Source organism: Sphingomonas sp. QA11 (assembly GCF_028473665.1).
GTDB classification, from domain to species: domain Bacteria; phylum Pseudomonadota; class Alphaproteobacteria; order Sphingomonadales; family Sphingomonadaceae; genus Sphingomonas; species Sphingomonas phytovorans.
This window is the reverse complement of the sequence record NZ_CP098774.1, coordinates 4,437,411-4,456,311: the sequence shown is the minus strand read 5'-3', so window position 1 is coordinate 4,456,311 and position 18,901 is coordinate 4,437,411. Positions and strand designations below refer to the sequence as shown.

The following is an 18,901-nucleotide window of genomic DNA, read 5'->3' as shown; positions in this document are numbered from 1 at the left end:
GCGCCGATGAAGGCACGCGCCAGGTCCGATCAGTCGTCGGTGAGGCCGACCTTGGGCTGCAGTCCGGTCTCGACGTCGGCGAAGCCGATCGTGCTGCCCTTGGTGTCGGCGCTCACGACGCCGAGCTCGATGGTGTGTTCGCGATTCATGGCATTCCTCCATTCATGAGAAACGTCATGGCCATGACCGGACCAATATATCCACGCAGGCAGTTATGATAACATTATAATCCAAATATAACTCGATTGTTTTGCTGCAGGTGTAGCAGATCGCCCGAGCCGGGCGGGAAAAGCATGCCCTGGACATGCGCCACCACCTTTAGCCAAAAGGCCTGGACATAGTGGCAGCCACCCGGCCAGACTCGTCTATCAGGCAACTTTGTTTCCAGAAGATATATTGCGTCGTACTGCCCTGCACGGCCGATAAAGCCATTTTCGACTTAAGTGGCTGCAGCCGCCTTGGTTGCCGACAGGCCGCCTAGCGTCAGCCACCCGACACGGCATGGCGATCGTCCACCGCTTCGGAAACGGACGCCTGGGACGTTGCGGGCATCAGCACAAGCTCATGTGGGTCGCTGGCATCCACATGCCCGCCAAACAGCGCCGCGAGCCGCCGGGCAAGCAACTCGGTATCGTCGATGCGGAACCGTCCGGAGACGCGCTGAGCTGCAAGCGAGGTGCCGGCCATCCGGATCGGACGTGCCGCACCATGATTCGCCAGGGCGACCAGCTCCGAGACTGGCGTCGCCTCGAAGTCGCGTGCGCCGGACGAAGGCGCGGTTGTGGCGCCAATCGGCACGACCGGGGACGGCGACGCCTGCGGCTGCGCCGCGAACGAGATGCCTTCGCCTACCGACAGCTTGCGGACGGCGGACGGAGACATCGGCGCCTGGCGCGGCAGCGCCACATCGACCGCACCCTGGAGCAGCCTGACAGCGACCTTGCCCGAGCGCGTCAGCGCGACTTCGAAGATCGTGCCGCGCGCGGTCACGCTTCCGCCGCCGGCGAAGACGATGAAGGGGCGCTGCTCGTGCGCGACCTCGAACCGCGCCTGACCTTGCCGCAGCCTCAGGTTTCGCTGCCCGCCGCCGATATCGACATCGAGAACCGTCCCGCGGTCGAGGCGGACGGTCGAGCCGTCGGCCAAGCGTACTGCACTGGCTTCACCCGCGATCGTCGAGAGGGTGCGATGGTCGGTCGCTCCGGCCACGGAACCCCGCTGGTCCGCGGCAGGCGTGGCCGGGCGCGAAACGACCCAACCCCCAATGCCGACGACAAGGGCAGCCGCGAGACCAAGGGCCACCGCCAGCGCTCCGGGCCGCCGCGTTGCCACAGGTACAGGTTCGTCAACCTCGGCGAGCAGCTTGCCCATCGCGAAGATCTCGGCGGCACGATTATACGCTGCCCGGTGCTCCGCCCCCTCGGCCAGCCAGGCTTTGAACGCGTCGCGGCTCGCCTCGGCATCGGGGCTGCGCAGCCTCGCGAACCAGTGCGCCGCCTCGCGGGCGAGCGCCTCGCCGCCTTCCGCCTGTCCGTCGGGGATGCTCATTGGCCCAGGTCCTTGCCGATCCTCAGGAGTGCCTCGCCGACGTGCCATTCGACGGTACGGATGCTGATCCCGAGCTGAGTCGCGATCTCCTTGTAGCCCAGGCCGTCCTTGCGGTGCAGCAGGAACACCTGGCGGGTTCGCGGCGGCAGCGCGTCGACGGCAGTCCTGTAGCGCTGCCGCAACTGCGCGAGCTCGATGGCATCCTCCTGGGTCGCTCGGGCCGCGGGCGCGTGCGCGTCGTCGATCGGCACGTGCGGCGTCCGGTTCGACACGCGGCGCGATCGGTCGATGAGCAGGTTGCGCACGATCCGGTTGAGGAACGCCTCGGGCTGGCGCAGGCTCTCGCGGGCGCCCGATCCGAGCAGCCGCGCAAAGGCATCCTGCACCAGGTCGTTGGCTTCCTCGCTCGAGCGCAGGCGCGCACCGAGCCAGCGGCGCAGACGCGGTGCCTGCTCGCGGTACAGCACGTCGAAACGTGCCTGCCCGGTGCCGCCACCACCGGGCAATTGGTCGGGATCGTCGTCCGGTCGCCGCATCGCGTTACCGCGAACGGCTGCCGCGCGCCGCGCGGGCATGGAAAAGCAATCGCACGAGAGTCTGTCTCGTGCCGGGCGGTGCCTTGGAGATTACCGCCGACCGTGATGGCCGGAAGCGTTTGATGCCTGGCGGTCAGTCCGCAGCGGGATGCCGGCTCGAACCGCGCTGCGGCACGACTCTGCGTCACTTCGTAGATGTGCGCAACAGCTGGCGGACGGCGCTGGAATTCCTTGTCCCACCGGCGGGGCCGGACGCCGCCGGTCGGGCGCGCCGCGGCGTCCCGCAACCCGGGCGAGCCGGGTGCTCCACTGCGCTTCGCCCTTCGGTGCGGGCCGCCGCTGGTTCGCACCCGCTGTGCGTCTCCGCCGGCCCCTCCTGGCCGGTGGAAGGAGCAAGTCATGCCCAACGACCAAGCCAGGCTGAAGAGCGACATGCGCGCCGCGGTGGCGGCGCTACCCGAGCTGGAGCGGTCCGCGTTCCGGCTGTGCGCGGTGGACGGGATGGACTATCCGGCGATCGCGGAGCGGCTCGGCATCGGCGTGGACGAGGTCGAACGACTGCTCGCGAGCGCGCTTGTGCGGCTCGGCCGCGATCTCGGCGCCGGTGGACGCTGATGGACGACCGCTCGGAAATGGCGCTTGATCGGCGCTCCGGCGGTTGCATCGCCGCCCCGGCACTCTAGGATTCCCCCGATGCGCACCGATCTCGATCACCTGCCACCCGCCAAGCAGCGCGAGCTCGAGCGCGTGGTGCAGATCCTGTTCGAGGAATTCCGCGACGCAACCGCGACCGCCACGGTCGACTGGAAGCGTCAGGCGCGCATCCTCAAGGTGATCCTCTACGGCAGCTATGCGCGTGGCGGCTGGGTCGACGAGCCGCATACCGCCAAGGGCTACCAGTCGGATTTCGACCTGCTGATCATCGTCAATCACGAGAAGTTGACCGACCGCGGCGCCTTCTGGTCCACGGCCGAGGATCGACTCAACCGCGAGCTGGCCATCACCCAGACGCTGCGCACGCCGGTCAACTTCATCGTGCATACGCTGCATGAGGTGAACGATGGGCTGGCGCACGGTCGCTACTTCTTCATGGACGTCGTTCGCGACGGGATCGCGCTTTACGAAAGCGACGGCACTGAGCTGCACGAACCCAAACCCAAGACGCCACAGCAGGCGCTGGCGATGGCCAAGGAGTATTTCGCGGAGTGGCTTCCGGCGGCAAACAAGCGCTTCGACGGTGCTAAATTTCATATTGAACACGGAAATTTGAAGGACGCCGCGTTCGACCTCCATCAGACCGTCGAGCGTCTGTATCATTGCGTTCTGCTGGTCTGCACGTTCTACACGCCGCACGTTCACAATCTTGGTTTCCTGCGCACGCAGGCGGAGCGCATTGATCCGCGTCTGATCGACGCCTGGCCACGTGATACCCGCACCGATCGCGGACGCTTTGAGAAACTCAAAGAAGCCTATGTGAAGGCACGCTACTCGAAGCACTATCGTATCAGCGAGGAGGAGCTAGCTTGGCTCGGCGCGCGTGTGGAAGAGCTTGGCCGCACCGTGCAAGTGGTCTGCGAGGAGCATATCGCCGCCCTTGAGCGAAGTGCCGCGGCCTAAGAAGCATTAATTGGGACGAGCGGCGGTTTCACTTCCCGATTGAGGTCATGTGATCGCTCGCCGACAACCCCGAAAACGATCGTTCGCGCAAAGGGGAGGGCGCCAGTAATGATAGGGCCATTCCCAGGCCCCGTAGCTTCGTGTTTGTTGCCTTTTGGCACCGTCCGCATTGATTAACGAGGGGTGCAGCAGCGCTTAATAAATGGAAAGCGCCGATCGCCTGGGGCAATCGGCGCTTCCTGAGGAATGAGTCGCCCGAGCGGAGTTGCCGGGTCACGCGTTGGGCGTGTCGCGCCCATCCGGTTCCTTGGCGACGCCCTTGAACGGGGTGCCATCGTTCTTCACGCCCATCAGCTGGCCGTTGCGCTCGTCGCGCTTCTGCCAGTGACCATCCGGCCGCTGGAACTGGGTGCGGCCCGTGACGGCGCCGCGGCGGAAATTCGATCCAGTGTTCTTTGCCATTTGAGATACTCCGTTGGCGCGGCTTAGCAGTCGGGCAGATCGTCGAGATTGTTGCGGGTGGTCGTATCGCGATCGGTGCGCAGATACTTGCCCGTGGAGCCTTGGACGACGCGGATTTCGGTCTCCTTCTCGGGCCACGATACGTAATAGCTGTGCGTGCCGGTCTCGATGTCACTGATGCACAGCGATGAGCTGCGGGGCGACCATGCTTCGCCCGGCTTGCACAACGAGGTGATGTTACCCTTACCGTCCTTGCCGGTGCGGGTGACCTGACGACGTGCCATGTTCCTAATCCTTCTACTTAGTGTCGATTAACGGAGCGGCCGCGTGGGATGCGACGGCCGCTGCGGCATGGGGTTGGGATGAGTCGGCCGCGGAATCTCCGGGACCATCGGACGCGTCGGATACTCGACCATTGTTCGTGCCTTTCTTCCGCTTCGCCTCGCCGGAGCGACTTGAAGCTGTTCGGGGACCAAAGACCGCCCAGGGGAAGGCGTCCGTGGGCGGCCGATGTCCGACCGCGACTCACCTCATAAAAAATCTCGAAAAAATCTGCAATCCTCACAAACGCATTATTTTATGTTTATGATATTTGCATGTTTGTGAGATTGACACGGGCGGGCCATCGATTCAGAAGGCGCCCATGGAAGACGCCGCGCTCTACCGGGAATTTGGTCGGCGGATCGCCGCCCGCCGGTCCGAGATGAAGCTAACTCAGGCCACATTGGGGAACCGCGTTGACATGTCTCGCGCCTCCATCGCCAATATCGAGCGCGGCAAGCAACACCTTCCGCTGCATCAGGTATATCGGTTAACCGAGGCGCTGGATCTTGCAGCTGTGACTGATTTGCTGCCGCCGTTGCTTGTGACGGCAGCGCCTGCGCCGAGCGATGTCCCGATTGCCGAACCCGAGGGTGGTTTGAGCGACGTCGCCCGGCTGCAGGTTGCAGCCATTTTTAACGACGTGGACGCCAGACGATGACCGTCACCGCGCTCCAGAAGCATCAGCTTCGACAACGCGCGCGTGATTTGCTGGCTGCGCAGCACGTCAAGGCAGCGCCGGTGCCGATCGATCGTGTCGCAAAAAATCTGGGTATCACGGTCCGCTACGCCCCGCTCGAGGATGAGTTGTCGGGCATGGCGTTCATCAAGGATGGACAGCGCTTCGTCGTGATCAACGCGCTTCACCACCCCAATCGACAGCGCTTTACCGCCGCGCATGAAATCGCTCATCATGTGTTGCACCCGCATATTTTTGAACAAGGCGTGCACGTCGATAAAGTTATTCTGCTCAAGCGTGACATGCTGGCCGCAAGCGGCACCGATGATATCGAGATTCAGGCCAACACCTTCGCCTCCGAGCTACTCATCCCCGAGCCGCTTATTACCTCCATTCTGGATCAATCATTCGACTTCAATGATGAGGCTAGGATGATGGAACTGGCTAGAAAATTCCGCGTCAGTCTGGCAGCGCTCCAGTATAGGATTGCCGCGTTAGACTAGTGGCGGATTAGGAGCTTTGGATGGGGTTTGTCTTTTACGGCATCGCAACCACCGGAACCGATAAGTCCTTTGACCAACTCCTCCAGTTCGCCGCGATTCACACCGACGCCGATCTGAACATCCTGGGCCGCTTCGAACGGCAATGCCGGCTGCTTCCGCATATCGTGCCCGCCCCGGAAATGCTGACGACCATAGGGTTGCCGATGGAGCGCGTCCTCGCCAGCCATCTGCCAACCCATTATTCGGTGGTTTGCGAAATCGCAGCCCAACTCACGGCTTGGTCTCCGGCGATCTTTCTCGGCTGGGGCTCGCTCGATGCCGATGAGTATTTACGCCAAGCCCTCTATCAATGCCTCCATCCGCCTTATCTCACCAACGCGCCAGGCAGCGGTCGCTGCGATCTGAGGAAACTCGCGCAAGCCTTGCTCGCGCTGCAGCCCGATACGCTCTCGTCAGCCTATGACGCTTATGGTCAGCTGACCTTCGGCCTAACCGAGGTCGCGCGCGCCAATGGTGTCGCGCATCCCAATCCCGGCGATGCGCTTGCCGATGTCGAAGTCACCGTGCAGCTTTGCCGCCGCATCTTTGACCGCGCACCCGATCATTGGTCGACGATGTTGCGCTTCGCGCAAAAGGCCACGGCCGTTGCCTTTACAGATGAGGCCTCTGCCTTCGTTGCCACCGAATGCTATTTTGAAATGCCTTATCGATATGCGCTGACCAAACTCGGCGTTGACTCTCAGATGCCTGCGACAATGCTGGGCTATGATCTAGAGGTCGATCCGGCCGAGCTTCGCGTGCTATCCGACGAACAGCTTCGACTTCGCCTCGACCAAAAGGTCAAACCGATCCGACGCGTTCGCCTCAATGCGGCACCCGTCCTTCATGATGTCTACGATCTAGGCGACTTCCGCGGCATCCCTGCAGAGCAATGGGCCGCGCGTGGCGAAGACATTCGAGCTGATACGACCCTCTGCGCGCGGCTTTGCCGGGCCGCCGAGCGCCCGCCCTATCCGCCCTCCACCTATGTCGAGCAGCAAATGCACGGCACTTTCAGCAACAACGCTGACAAGGCGCGCATGGTCCGCTTTCACGCGGGCGACTGGCAATCTCGCGCCGCCATGCTCGAAACCTTCGAGGATGTCCGCCTGATCGAGCTCGGCTATCGCCTTATCTTCCATCACGCTCCCGAACTGCTGCCGTTCCCGCGCCGGCAGGAAGTAGCCCGACAGCTCGCATGCCGTATGCTCGGCCATGGTTATACCGAAACGCCTTGGTTAACGCTGGGAGCAGCCCATGCTCGCGCCAGGGCGCTTGGCGCGGACTGCTCACCCACGCACCACTATATCCTGACCGGCCTGCTCAACTATGTTGCGCAGGAGCATCAGCGCTATTCGGCACTGCTGAACTGAGCTGCTCTGATCTTCTCGCGACGCAGTCGAGCATTTTCCTTTTCATCGGCCGTGATCATTCGCACCTTCATTCGGATGCGAGCAATGTTCGGATGATCTCAAGGCCCTGATCCAAGCTAGGAACAATCCAGCTGGCCAGAGCATCCATCATTGCGTGGGTATGAATGTTGCCCGCTTCCCGCACTAGGACTATCGGCTTGCGGTACGCGTCGGCCCAGAAAATTTCGCCGACAGTACCGATCGATACAGACTTCGCTCCTAGCAGGTTCACAAGCAAAACGTCGCATCGGTTGACATCGAAGCGATCGCGCGCGGCGATGCTCCGCCCGTGCTGCATAAGCCGAAGCCGATCCGCGTCGGTTAGCTCGCCCGTCTCGTCGATTCGTTCGACGGTCTGACGCGTCGGACTTAACGTCACGATTGTTGGCGCGAGCGCTTTGACGCATTGCTCTCGCCAATCGTCCTCGCCCTCAACGGTCCCAGTTATCGGGCCCGCCAGATAAACCAATGGCTTGCTCAAATGATTGCTCCCCCAGACGATGTCATACGATTGTTAACGAGCCTGACACCTGTCCGCCAGCACGGGGAATGGTGGTTGAAGCGCGATGATTTGTTCTCACTTGAGCCTTCCGGCCGGACACGTGGCGGCAAGCTTAGGCAGTGTGCTGCACTGGTGATCGGCTCGGGCGCGGCACGCGTTATCACCGCCGCGTCTATTCACTCGCCCCAATCGGCCATAGTGGCGGACGTGGCGCGGTATCTGGGCATCCCTAGCGTAGTTTTCTGCGGTGGCCAGATGATGACCCGGCCAATCAGCATTGCGCAAGAGCTCGGCGCCGAGGTCAAGCGTTGCGCCAGCGGACGGCACACCGTTCTCTTCGCCGAGGCGCGGCGTCTTTGTAGATCTGATGACCTGATCGTGCCCTTTGGTATGCGCCCCGCAGCGCCTGACCCTCTCTTCTACTCGCTTTGCAGCGCGCAGGTTCGAAACCTCCCCAATCATCTGAACACGATAGTGCTCGCATGCGGAAGTGGCGCGACCGCACTGTCCGTGCTCCTTGGACTTTCGCGCGAACGACGCGTTTGCCGCCTGCTTCTGGTGAATGTCGGACCGGATCGCCGGAACTGGATCTTGTCGATGCTCGAGATTCTCGACCCAGAGGCTGCGGCATGGGCGATACGCAATGTGACCATCGAGGCGGCGCCGCTCGCCCAACACCCCGAATTTCGCTACGAGGCGAGAGTAGATTATGAGCTTGGCGGGGTTCCGCTCCATCCATTGTATGAAGGCAAAGCCTTTCGGTGGCTGCTGGAAAGTCAGGGGGATAGAATAGATGCCGCGCGGACCTTATTTTGGCTGGTGGGCCCTCCGCTTCAATAGGTTGGCTCGATAGTGACGGGCCCGGCGGCGCAAACAAGATCACTCGAGGATCGGGTCGAGGCGGAGCTCAACAGCCTCATCGTGTCCATCGGATATGGGAAAAAGGCCGAGGCCCGCCTCGACTATCTCATCGAGAAGGTGCGAAAGCGGCGTGGCTCCCTTACGGTAAAGCCTGAGTTCACCCCGGAGGTAGTCGGAATCGCCAAGCAGATCGTAGCTTTTGGTGCGGCGGGCCTAAGCTTCGCGCTTGCCTTCGGCGAGAAAATTCCTGCTAATTTGGGTGCGTTTTCGTTGGCACTGATGGCACTGTACGCCAACGTCACTATTGTGTCTCTGCTGATCTTGATCTGGTTCTTTGCCCAGGCGAGAACACGATATCCCTGGCTCTATCTTCACAAGCTCGGGAACAGTTCGAAATATTTTTATTACGCCGCCGAGCCGCTCCTGAAAATGAGCTATCGGCCTTTTTATCTTCCAGCGGGATTTCGCGATCGGGGCCTATCGCAAGATCTTGAACGATATCTCGAGAACCTGAGCAGCCTATCGCGAGAGACGGTGTCGGAAAACAAGAAGGATGAGCTACGAAACGAGCTAATCCAGTACCACCTACTTATCGTTTATCAGGGCTATCTCGATCAATATGAGCAGCAATTGACGCATCTCGCGCTCTACGGATTCATTGGAAGCGCGATCTGCGCCATGGTGGTGCTGGCGTTGGGCCTTATATGAAGACGGCTTGGAGAACCATACCTGGGCGCTTCAGCTGGTGGGGCGTGGTGATCGCAACCCTGGCGCTCGCTGTGATCGACGGCTCGCTATCGCGTATCGTTCCTAGCTTTGGTGGTGGCGGTAAATCGGTCGATCCGGCGGTCAAGGTAATCGAGATTCACGAGCGGGTCGGGTCGCAATGCGAGCAGCCGATCAATCCCCGGGAAAAGCTGGCGCCAGCACCGCCCAAATTCGACCGACCTAAGCACCGGTCAGCCCGCTGCACTGCCAAGTGACGACGCGCTACACTAACCCATTGTCTTGGTCGGGGCAGTTCGCTCATTGCTCGCTCCCGCTCCGGCTCGATTCTTACCGGGGCTGCGGCTTCTCCTGCGCCTACTGCTTCGCGCGGGTACGAGGTGGGAACTCTCCGGAGAGTCGCGTTTTGCCAGCGGATCCTGGCGCGCTCGAGCGCGCCTTCAACGCGGCAAGGGCGGGCAGTACATCGGTCGTCGCACAGGCGCTTCGACGTCGCGTGCCGGTGCATTTTGGCGGAATGAGCGATCCGTTTCAGCCAGCCGAGCGCCGGCATCAGGTCTCGCTGGCGTTCCTGAGGGCTCTAAGCGGGCGCAGCTATCCGACCGTCATCAGCACGAAGGGCGAGCTTGCAGCCGAGCAGCCCTATGTCGAGATCCTCGCCGGCAATCCCAACACCGTCGTCCAGTTTTCGCTGGTTAGCGTCGATGATCGCGCAGCATCGCTGATCGAGCCAAGCGCGACGCCGCCGTCGCGGCTGCTACGCGCGGCAGAACGCCTAACTTCAGCGGGCGTGAAGGTCGCGTTTCGCTTGCAGCCCTATTTGCCGAGCGTCGCAGGTGAGATTGAGCCCTATGTCCGCTCGCTGCGCTCAACGGGAGCGTGCCATCTTTCGATCGAGCACCTCAAGGTTCCTTTAGAGCGCACCGAGAACCAGCTCATCGAGCTCGCACGTGAGGATTATGCGAAGCAAGGCGCTGTTCGGGACGGCCGAGAATATGTCCTGCCGCGGCATCTCAAGCTCGGAGCAATTCTTGAGATGCGAGAGGTGTGCGGATCGGCCAAGTTGGCTTTTGGCTGCGCCGACAACGAGTTCCAGTATCTGTCCGATGGCTTCGCGTGCTGCAGCGGAGTGGATCAGTTCGATGGATTCGAGAACATATACCGATTCCAGATGGGCTTCGCGGTTCGCTCCTCCATAGCGGGCCCTATAAGGTTTGAGGCGCTCGAGCGTGAGTGGCGGCCTACTGGTTCGATCGACCGGTATCTCAATTCCAGGTCGAGGCTCGGACCACGAACGGGCGAGACCGGCACGGTCGAGGACCACATACGAGCTCGGTGGAATAACCCGAGCGCTCCCGGCTCGCCGCTGAGTTTCGCGGGCGTAGTGGACACTGACGAGCGCGATGACGCGGGCTACAAGATCTATGCGTGGGACCCAGCTTGGCCACATTCTCCCACTCAACAGCTATCGTCGGATCCAACGGACTCACCTGCCGGCACTCCTGTTGCTCGGATTAATACCGCCGTCCCGACGATGAGCGGATGAGCGCTTCATAGCGCCCAGCACCCGAAAGCTGTCAGGCTGAACGCGGCCCTTCGAGCTGTTGTGTCGCTCGAACTTTGATTGTTTGTTTTATAGATGCCGCTCCCATTAGCGGCCGGCCGCAAGTTGCCAAGCGGACGCCTCTAAAAACCTATGGCGTTTGAGGGCGTGAGATGATTCACTGCATCCCGTGAGAACGGGAGGCAGCGATGGTACAACGCGGTTTCTTCGATGTTGATGATCGGCTTGCGGCACTGTCGGCGGCGGGGGATCCACTGGAACGGCTGAGCGCGGTGGTTGATTTCGCGTTGTTCCGGCCGGTGCTGGATGCAGCGCTTGCGCGGTCGGATCGCAGTCGCGGCGGGAGGCCACCCTATGACGCGGTACTGATGTTCAAGGTGCTGGTGCTGCAGGCGCTGTACAGCCTGTCGGACGATGCGTGCGAGTTCCAGATCCGCGACCGGCTGTCGTTCATGCGCTTCCTGGGGCTTGGGCTTGGCGACCGGGTGCCCGATGCCAAGACGATCTGGTTGTTCCGCGAGCAACTCGTCCAGGCGAAGGCGATCGAGAAGCTGTTCGCGGGCTTCGACGATGCGCTGCACGGGTCGGGTTATCTGGCGATGGGAGGGCAGATCATCGACGCGACCGTCGTGGCGGCACCACGCCAGAAGCTGAGCGACGAGGAGAAGGTCACGATCAAGGGCGGCGGCACGCCGGGACATTGGTCGCCAGCCAAGCGCCGGCAGAAGGACACCGACGCGCGTTGGACGATAAAGCGCGGCCGCCGCAAGCGCAGCGAGGCGAGCGAGATGAAGGCCAAAGGTGTCGAGATCGCGGTGCCGGTTTTCGGCTACAAGAACCACGCCGGGATCGACCGCCGCCATGGCCTGATCCGACGATGGGAGGTGACCAGTGCCGCCGCGCACGACAGCCGGCCGTTCGAGGGGCTGCTCGATCCGAGGAACACCGCATCGCCGGTATGGGCCGACACCGCCTATCGCTCGAAGCGCAACGAAGCCGCGATGGCGAAGCGCGGGCTTGTCTCGAAGGTCCATTTCCGCAAGCCGAAGAACAAGGACCTGCCGGCGCATCATGCCCGCGCCAACGCCGCAAGGTCACCAGTCCGCTCGGCCGTCGAGCACGTCTTTGCCGGGCAAAAGCACCGCATGAAGCTGTTCGTGCGCACCATCGGCATCGCCCGCGCCAAGGTAAAGATCGGCATGGTCAACCTCGCCTACAACTTCAGCCGCCTCGCCTGGCTCGAAGCCCGAGTTGCGCCTGCTTGACCGGATTTGCGCCAGATCAGGCACCCTCAGGGGCAGCGAACCGGCCAATACGCCCTTGTCGATGCCGGCAAACCCGCCATCCAGACCATGCCGACGCCGTCATCACCGTTCAAAGGCGTTCTTCGAGGTGTCCAAGCGGTGATCGCTATCGCACGACACAGGGAGAGACGTTTTCCTGTTCGAGCTGTTTGGCACCTTCGGCAGCCAGGTAGAGCGCGAGGTCGCGAATACCAGTGTTCTGTTCAGCGATGCGTGTGAGAGCTTTCACCGGCGATGCTTCGTGGCCATGTTGTTCCGCGATTTGCCGATCCATAAGATGGGGCCTGATCATTCGGCTGATCCGCTCCTCGATGTTGCGAAAGATGCGCACACCACCCGCATCGATGTCACCCCAATGGTGGACTGATGCGTTTGGCGCCTGCTCCAGAAGGCGGCATAACGTGTCGACGACCGGGCGTGCCGGAAACCCGCCAGAATAGAGTACGACGGCATTGGGCTGCATGGCCTCCCGCGTATGCCTGTTGAACGAGGTCAGGTTCTCGATCGTTAGGATTACTTCGATCTCACGCATGAGATCGATCCCATGAACGGCAAGGGGCGGGATGCCAATAAAGGGGGACACTTCCGACGCGTCCAACCGCATCGCAGGGATGGCGATTGGCCCGGCGATCTGGACGAGCTGAAAGAATGGCTTGAAGCCGAGCAGCGAGAGAACCTCTTCTTCAGGCGCTGGCCCCCATCCGAAAACACGGCGGGCGATCTGCACGATCGTCCCCTTGTGGCGTTCGAAAGCTTTGCTATCGACCCCGGCTGCGTTGCTGAAAGTGCGCAGATCGCGACCGTCCACACCATGATCGATGGCGAGGAGAAGTTTGGTCAGGTCCTCGATCTTTTCGATCTGGTCGGCATCGATGCGGAACGCACGCTCCCCGCGGTTCCACTTCGTGAAGGCTTCTTCGAGCTCATCCTGGACCCATATCGCGGCGCCTTCGAGCAACGGCGCAATCCGATCCAAGGCCGCATTTGCCTTGTTTGCGGCGAGCTCACGGCCAAGAAACGCCGAGAGCGCCGCTGGATCCTTAAGCCTTATACGATGCAAGATATGAGGCGTCTGCTTCGGGCGCTCGACACCGACGGCGTGCAACCGTTCGGCTTCGATCAACAGTCGCTCAGCGATGTGAACTTCAGTACTGGTCGCATCACCGAAGTCGACACGGATGCTTGGCGTTCGCGAACCCGGCTTTTGGCGATCGTAACGACCGCTTAGCGTGGTGAGCAGGCGCACCGCTGGATTGTCGGGGAAATCACTCGGCCGCATCGGAGACGGCACCTGAGCGCTCGAGCAAGAACTGTTCGAGCGGCACATTGGCCGGGTTCGATTGTCGGAACATGTCCCTTCCGAAGTCGGTCGGATATTCAACGTCGATCTGACAATGGGTCCCGATACGGTTGACCGAGATGATCGTGTCCATGTGCTCCATGAAAGTGAGCTGTTTTTCCGTTGGCGCTGAGACCAGCGCCTGCAGATTGAACTCGTTCATGAGCGAGAGGCATGCACCGGTGTTGGGGCCATCCAACTTGTTGAATGCCTCGTCGAACATGACCAGGCCGAGGCCCAGATTGTCCCGCTGGGTTTCGCGGTGGTGGCAAACATTGGAGACCGCGCAGGAAATAGCGATGTAAAAGGGGACCTGCTTCTCCCCGCCGGATCCGGTGCCCTGGCGCTTCGAATATTCCGAGGCGATCTCATCATCCTCGATCCGCCGCGTGACCAGCTCGAACTGGAGATAGTTCCGATAGTCGCTGATCTCGGAAACATCGTCGCCGCTTTCGAGCATGGCCCTGATTTTGGCGACGCCGCGCGCGACGTCTCCATCGAGATCCGCATCTGCTTTGAATAGCGTGGAGACATCCGCGGCGTTTTCATAGATGCGTTTCGCCACCTGGACGATATCGTGGAAGGCCGGATTTGGCTTTACGTCAAACTCATAACGCTCGCGGTGGAAGACGCGGGTACGGAGCTGCCGGCTAAGCCCTTTAATCTGGACCTTTGCACTCTCGATCCGGCTGTGAAGTTTGAGGAGAAGATCGGAGCGCAGCGCTTCTTCCATGGCGACGCGGGCGGATTCGACCTTGTCGCGATACTGAGTCAGGTGATGATTCTCGACAACGGTGCGGCTGTCGGCAAGCCAAGCAAGCGCTTGCCCATGGGACATGGCTTCATCCCACCCGGCTACCTCATAGTCGCGGCCATAGATTTCGGCGAGGCGAGGTGCGGAGCCGGCCAGCGTCTGGGCGCGCCGGCCGGCCAGAAGGGCGGAATCGCGCGCGGCATTGCGGACGGCGGCAAGGTTTTCAAACTGGCCAAGGAGAGATGCGAAGACTCGCACGCAGTCCTCATGCTCGGCTTGTGTCAGATGGTCTACCGCCGCGAATGCCTCCTCGGCGGAGCGCGCATTCTCCTCGACAGAGTTCAGGCTGGTTTGCACCTGGGCCAAAGCGAACTGGGCTTTGCGAACCTCCCGCTCATCGGAAACCTCATCTTCGGCGAGGCCTTTCAGGTCGGTCTCCAGGTCAGTCAGCCGCTGCCGAATCTCAGCAGGTCGCTCCGACTCGAGCGTGCGGATATTGTCGCCTAGAGCGAGACACTTCTCGTTTGCGTCCTTAAGGCCGTTCTCCAGGGCAAAGAGCCCATCGGAGGCCGCGATTCCGGCAAGGTAGCCTCGAATGGATTCGAGCAGCCTACGATAGTCCGTCTCCTTGCGATTCAGGTGATCGAGTTGCTGCTCGAGTTCCGCGATCCTCGTCTCCAATAAGGGGCGGTTTCGGGCAAGCGTGTCCTTACCGAGCAGATGTCGATCCGCGTGACGACGGACTTCGATTGAGCCGCCTGCTGCCATTAGGCAGTCGATGGTGATACCGCGATCGACGCGAAGCAATTCCTCCTCGGTGTCTACGCGCACGACAGAGTTCAACCGCCGGTTGAGGAAGGCACGGACGTGAGGATCCTCGGTTGCGAGGATCGCAGCCAAGCTGTCCGGTTGGGCACGTGCCGAGATCTCGTGGGTCTTGGTGGTGTTGACGACCTGACAACCGATGAAGTCGCGACGGTGCCTTCGCAGATAGGAGGTGGCATCGCGCGCGTCCGAAGGATCGACGATCAGCGCTTCGCGCGCTGGACCGAGGAAGGTCTCGACCGCATCGCGCCAGTCCTCGTCGATGACCTCTACCAGATTCGAGAGCGGGACCGCCTCGATGTCTTCCGTTGCCAATCGTTCAACGAGCGACTGTGTCGCCCGACCGATGAGCGCCTTTCCCTCGATGAGGTCGCGCAATTGTTCTTGGGTATGCTCGAGCTCGATCTGGATTTGGGCCCGCTCACCGACGCTCCTGACATAGGCATCGTCAACAAGCTGAACATACGCCTCCAGCGGCTCAACCGTGCCGCGGACCGCAGAGTCGATGTCGCGGGAAGCGACGGATGTTTCGGAATCCATGCGTGAGACGAGAGCCTCGCAGGCTGCCTTGGCCCGCGCATATTCATCCTTGCCGTAGGTGGCGACGAGATGCGCAAGAATTGAGGCCGAACCACCCAACACGGCTAGGTAGCTGGCATGGCGCAATCGAACCTCAGCAAGACGCTTCTCGGCTTCGCCGAGATCAAGCTGGAAGCTCTTGATCGCGAGCTCCCTCTGGTCCGTTGCCAGCGAGCGGCGAATATCCTTGATCTCATCGCTCGTAGCTTGTTTGCGCCCACGCGTACTGGCGAGCCTTACCTCCAGCTCCGTTAGCTCTACCTGCTTGGCGGAATTTTCGCGTCGCAGCGAAGAAAGGTGATGGTCGACCCGATCACGCTCCGCCTTTCTTTCGACCCAGCGAAGCCGCTTCTCGTCCTCTAATTTCTCGATCAGTTCGCTATATTCGCCGATGGCGGCGTTAACCCGGATCTTCTGCGCCTCGAGCTGCTCGATTTTCTCTTGAAAGCCACGCCAGGTAGCCACCGAGTTGCGAAGGGTCTCGATGTCTATCTTGTCGTCATCGAGGAGGAAGGTGCGGACAAACTGATTGGCGCTTTCCATGTCCGTGAAGCGCAGCGCGTTCTTGATCGCGGTAAGGAAGCGCCGGGGCTCGGCGATGTAGCCCGTCTTGGCGCGCAACGTACTGAGGATGTGCTTGGTGAAATTGGTCGGCCGATGGCCAAAATTCTCGAAACCGGCGACGCGTTTCAGCGCGACCAGAAGATCCTCGTGGGAAAGTGGGTAACGTCCGTCGGGAGATTCGCCCAGAAAATCCGTTGCTCGCAGCGATTGGTCCGGCGCAATGAACGCGCAGAGGATCTCCTCAGACACGTCCTGCTCCCGGGCGCTGAGGCCAATGCCGATGGTCCAGACACGCCCGTCTCGTGGCCGCTCGAATACGAGAGCGACATAGGAGATACTGGTACGACGAAGCACCTCGCCCTGCACCTTGCCAAGACAATAGTCGCGGACGGACCGCTTCTCCTCGGTCTTGCGGCGGCCGGTATTCTGGTTGCTGCTCGCGTTCAGGGAAAGGTGGTTGCTGTTATTCCCGGTAAGGACGACCTGGATAGCGTCGAGGATCGACGACTTTCCTGCTCCGTTCGGGCCGAAGAGGCCGATGGAGCCGCGAACGTCGATGTCCTGGGTGGAGAAGGTATACCAGTTGACCAGGACGATGCGCGAGAGCGTGATCATTGACGGCCCTCCGATCGCGCTACTTCGTCATCATCCAGGCTCGTTGACTGGGAGGCATCTTCGTCGTTCGCAGCGGAGCCGGCGGGCGGAGTCTCATCCTCTGTCCCGCTGCGCGCGGCCAGGAACTCGTCGATGCGCGCGAGATAACCCTCGCCGGTAAGCTCCCGGATGGACGGACGCACCACGATCTGGATACCGCTCTCTTCCGGGAATTCCTCCTCCAGCGCGATGAAGCGGCGCCGCTTAAACTCCTTCAGGATATCGCGGACCCGGGGCCATGCCGGCCTGGCGCGCCCAGTCGTCGCTTCGTAACGCTCGAGCAGTTCCATTGAGGTGATCCGCACCTCACCATGGTCGCCTACATCGAAACTGGCGACCCCCTGTTCGAAAGCCGCCCGCAGCGAGAGCAGAAGTACCGTTTCGTCCAGCGAGAGACGCGCCCGAGCCTGACTCTCCCGCGGCTTCAAAGTGATAGTGAGGTCGCGCTCGGAGATCACCAGATCGAGGCCCAGCGCATCGAATAGATCGGAAAAGTAGAGCCGGAAACGCAGGAGGAAATCATAGGTCGGCCTGCTATTCCAATCGTCCCTGTAGAGGGTCTGCTGCCGCAGCATGCGACTGGCTATGACGCGGAATTCGGACGCCTCGACGTCCTGATTCTGCGGCTTCTGCAGAAGCTCTTCCAAGTCAAACAGCATGAAGGCGGCCTTCCTCGGCGACGAGTCTTTCGATCGTGAAGTCGGAGCAGGTCGTCCAGCGGGTTTCCAGAAGCGCGCCATCCTTGAACGTGACACGCCAGCGCCGGGCGATGTCGCTATTCGGCAGTGTGGACATCATCCGCATGCGCTGGAAAATGAGGGCCTGTTCTGTGTCATCGACGACAAAATCGGCCGCCTCCAGGCCGGACCGGCCGGCCAGCGATTTCGTCAGATATTCATCGATTTTTTCGGGCGTGATAGTGAGGCGAAGCAGATATTCGCGGCGAAGGCGATCATATTCCGTGATGAGCGGGTCGGGCTCCCGTACTGGCATGATCGTCGGGGAGACCTTTGTTGTTGCGGTCCGGGGCGTGCTGAGGTCGTCCGGTCCCCAACACCGGATATGGTCGGTCAGATCGGTATCGAACGAAATCTCGTCAGACCAGTCGCGCGCACGGGCGACGAGGTGCTGGATCATGCCGCTCAGCCGCGAAGTAATCGAAGCGTCAACCTGGCTCATATAGGTGATGGTGCGCGCGATCCGGCGTTCGAGGCGGATTCGGAACGCGTCGATATCTTCCAGCCGTTCTTCCACACGCAAGAATATGGTCTTGACCAGATGGAGGTGCTGCCGAACCTTGGTCAGCGCGTCCTCGGGCGTGATGGCTAATCCCTGCTCCGCATATCCGCGCGCCAGAGCTTCGACTGTTGCGTCTTCACTCTCATAAAGGCTGATGGCTGCTATGATGGCGTCGCGGTGTCGGAACGGGTTGTTCCGCGTCTTGAGAGCCCGATAATCGACGATGAGGGTTTTCTCGACGAACTGGTCGAAGAAGTGCGCGAGAATGTGGGCGGGCTCGGGGCGGTTCGTAATCGCTTTTTCGTACAGGCGAAGCGAACCCACTATGGCGGCGAGGTGCTGCTGGAAGCGCCGGGCACGTTGGGCGCAGTCGGCGAGGGTGGAGGCGCGCTCAGCCGGCTCGTCCTTGAGCTTCTCGATGACGCTCTCGATTGCGGCAAGGGTGCCTCCGAAGTGGATCGCCTCGCCGTCGTTTATGCCGTCGAGCGCTTCGTAGAGCATCGAAACCGACGCATCGATGTCCACGACGACGACGTAGCCTTGTTTGTGCTCGTCGATCCAGCCGGCCTCGAAGAGGTTCTTATAAACCATGGCCGGGTTTTGGCTGAGATCCGTATTGTGCGCTTCAGTCGCGAACTCATTGGCCATATCCGCGTTGCGCTCGATCTCGAGCGCGATGAAGGCAAGAACATCTTCCTTCCGGTGGGATCCGAAAGCTTCGCCATCGAAAAAGCGATGGTAGAGTGCGAGGATGAGACGGGCGTAAGCGCGCCTTGCGGGTGATGCCAACGGCGCGAACAGCTTTGGCGGCAGATGCGAGAAAAGCGCATCCTGCCGGCTATCAGCGCCGTCGCACTTGATCATTTCCGCTGA

The 18,901-nt window shown here is 61.2% G+C and carries 20 protein-coding genes; 10 read left to right on the top strand and 10 right to left on the bottom strand.

What is annotated here, in order from left to right; genetic code table 11:
- Window positions 1-29 precede the first annotated feature (29 nt).
- The 3 genes from NDN01_RS26030 to NDN01_RS20460 form a co-directional block, all read right to left on the bottom strand.
- Window positions 30-149 carry a hypothetical protein gene (locus NDN01_RS26030; RefSeq protein WP_443025151.1) on the bottom strand — a complete coding sequence of 40 codons (120 nt, stop codon included), beginning with the start codon at window positions 147-149 and terminating at the stop codon, window positions 30-32.
- A 334-nt stretch (window positions 150-483) separates the two neighbouring features.
- On the bottom strand, window positions 484-1,548 hold the full coding sequence (locus NDN01_RS20465) for a FecR family protein (RefSeq protein ID WP_272623686.1): 1,065 nt from the start codon (window positions 1,546-1,548) through the stop codon (window positions 484-486).
- A complete protein-coding gene (locus NDN01_RS20460) occupies window positions 1,545-2,084 on the bottom strand; it encodes an RNA polymerase sigma factor (protein WP_272623685.1) in 540 nt (179 codons plus the stop codon). Before NDN01_RS20460 ends, NDN01_RS20465 begins: the two co-directional genes overlap by 4 nt.
- A gap of 399 nt (window positions 2,085-2,483) precedes the next feature.
- Here NDN01_RS20460 and NDN01_RS20455 point away from each other — a divergent pair, with 399 nt between their 5' ends.
- Window positions 2,484-2,699 (top strand): RNA polymerase sigma factor, encoded by a 216-nt coding sequence (locus tag NDN01_RS20455; RefSeq protein WP_272623684.1) that lies wholly within the window; start codon window positions 2,484-2,486, stop codon window positions 2,697-2,699.
- Between the two features lie 78 nt (window positions 2,700-2,777).
- Complete coding sequence (locus NDN01_RS20450) at window positions 2,778-3,701, top strand: HEPN domain-containing protein (RefSeq protein ID WP_272623683.1); 924 nt, start codon at window positions 2,778-2,780, stop codon at window positions 3,699-3,701.
- Between the two features lie 273 nt (window positions 3,702-3,974).
- Here the strand turns inward: NDN01_RS20450 and NDN01_RS20445 are convergent, their stop codons facing one another.
- A complete protein-coding gene (locus NDN01_RS20445; RefSeq protein ID WP_272623682.1) occupies window positions 3,975-4,163 on the bottom strand; it encodes a hypothetical protein in 189 nt (62 codons plus the stop codon).
- Between the two features lie 23 nt (window positions 4,164-4,186).
- Entirely contained in the window at window positions 4,187-4,447 is a 261-nt protein-coding gene (locus NDN01_RS20440) for a DUF3892 domain-containing protein (protein WP_272623681.1), read from the bottom strand.
- Window positions 4,448-4,806: 359 nt separating this feature from the next.
- Here NDN01_RS20440 and NDN01_RS20435 point away from each other — a divergent pair, with 359 nt between their 5' ends.
- Genes NDN01_RS20435 through NDN01_RS20425 form a run of 3 tightly spaced genes read left to right on the top strand, consistent with a single transcriptional unit; the run spans window position 4,807 to window position 7,078 of the window.
- Complete coding sequence (locus NDN01_RS20435) at window positions 4,807-5,145, top strand: helix-turn-helix transcriptional regulator (RefSeq protein WP_272623680.1); 339 nt, start codon at window positions 4,807-4,809, stop codon at window positions 5,143-5,145.
- Window positions 5,142-5,666 carry an ImmA/IrrE family metallo-endopeptidase gene (locus tag NDN01_RS20430; RefSeq protein ID WP_272623679.1) on the top strand — a complete coding sequence of 175 codons (525 nt, stop codon included), beginning with the start codon at window positions 5,142-5,144 and terminating at the stop codon, window positions 5,664-5,666. Before NDN01_RS20435 ends, NDN01_RS20430 begins: the two co-directional genes overlap by 4 nt.
- Before the next feature lie 20 nt (window positions 5,667-5,686).
- The gene (locus NDN01_RS20425) at window positions 5,687-7,078 is read left to right on the top strand and encodes a hypothetical protein (RefSeq protein ID WP_272623678.1); all 1,392 of its coding nucleotides are present in this window, start codon (window positions 5,687-5,689) and stop codon (window positions 7,076-7,078) included.
- A gap of 67 nt (window positions 7,079-7,145) precedes the next feature.
- On the opposite strand, the gene NDN01_RS20420 is transcribed toward NDN01_RS20425, so the two are convergent.
- Window positions 7,146-7,598 (bottom strand): nucleoside 2-deoxyribosyltransferase, encoded by a 453-nt coding sequence (locus NDN01_RS20420; RefSeq protein WP_272623677.1) that lies wholly within the window; start codon window positions 7,596-7,598, stop codon window positions 7,146-7,148.
- Window positions 7,599-7,673: 75 nt separating this feature from the next.
- On the opposite strand from NDN01_RS20420, the gene NDN01_RS20415 reads away from it, so the two are divergent.
- The 5 genes from NDN01_RS20415 (at window position 7,674) to NDN01_RS20395 (ending at window position 12,035) form a co-directional block, all read left to right on the top strand.
- Window positions 7,674-8,459 carry a hypothetical protein gene (locus NDN01_RS20415; protein WP_272623676.1) on the top strand — a complete coding sequence of 262 codons (786 nt, stop codon included), beginning with the start codon at window positions 7,674-7,676 and terminating at the stop codon, window positions 8,457-8,459.
- Window positions 8,460-8,471: 12 nt separating this feature from the next.
- Entirely contained in the window at window positions 8,472-9,188 is a 717-nt protein-coding gene (locus NDN01_RS20410) for a hypothetical protein (protein ID WP_272623675.1), read from the top strand.
- A gap of 47 nt (window positions 9,189-9,235) precedes the next feature.
- Window positions 9,236-9,463, top strand: coding sequence for a hypothetical protein (locus NDN01_RS20405; protein ID WP_272623674.1), 228 nt, complete (start codon window positions 9,236-9,238; stop codon window positions 9,461-9,463).
- A gap of 149 nt (window positions 9,464-9,612) precedes the next feature.
- A complete protein-coding gene (locus NDN01_RS20400) occupies window positions 9,613-10,752 on the top strand; it encodes a hypothetical protein (protein WP_272623673.1) in 1,140 nt (379 codons plus the stop codon).
- A 206-nt stretch (window positions 10,753-10,958) separates the two neighbouring features.
- Window positions 10,959-12,035 (top strand): IS5 family transposase, encoded by a 1,077-nt coding sequence (locus NDN01_RS20395; protein WP_272621981.1) that lies wholly within the window; start codon window positions 10,959-10,961, stop codon window positions 12,033-12,035.
- Between the two features lie 145 nt (window positions 12,036-12,180).
- Here NDN01_RS20395 and NDN01_RS20390 read toward each other — a convergent pair whose 3' ends face one another.
- The 4 genes from NDN01_RS20390 to NDN01_RS20375 are packed head-to-tail and all read right to left on the bottom strand — an operon-like array spanning window position 12,181 to window position 18,892.
- Entirely contained in the window at window positions 12,181-13,320 is a 1,140-nt protein-coding gene (locus tag NDN01_RS20390) for a Wadjet anti-phage system protein JetD domain-containing protein (protein WP_272623672.1), read from the bottom strand.
- Between the two features lie 19 nt (window positions 13,321-13,339).
- Complete coding sequence (locus NDN01_RS20385; RefSeq protein WP_272623671.1) at window positions 13,340-16,750, bottom strand: SbcC/MukB-like Walker B domain-containing protein; 3,411 nt, start codon at window positions 16,748-16,750, stop codon at window positions 13,340-13,342.
- The gene (locus NDN01_RS20380; protein ID WP_272623670.1) at window positions 16,747-17,448 is read right to left on the bottom strand and encodes a DUF4194 domain-containing protein; all 702 of its coding nucleotides are present in this window, start codon (window positions 17,446-17,448) and stop codon (window positions 16,747-16,749) included. The genes NDN01_RS20385 and NDN01_RS20380 overlap by 4 nt, the downstream gene beginning before the upstream one ends.
- A complete protein-coding gene (locus tag NDN01_RS20375) occupies window positions 17,438-18,892 on the bottom strand; it encodes a Wadjet anti-phage system protein JetA family protein (protein WP_272623669.1) in 1,455 nt (484 codons plus the stop codon). Before NDN01_RS20375 ends, NDN01_RS20380 begins: the two co-directional genes overlap by 11 nt.
- Window positions 18,893-18,901 lie beyond the last annotated feature (9 nt).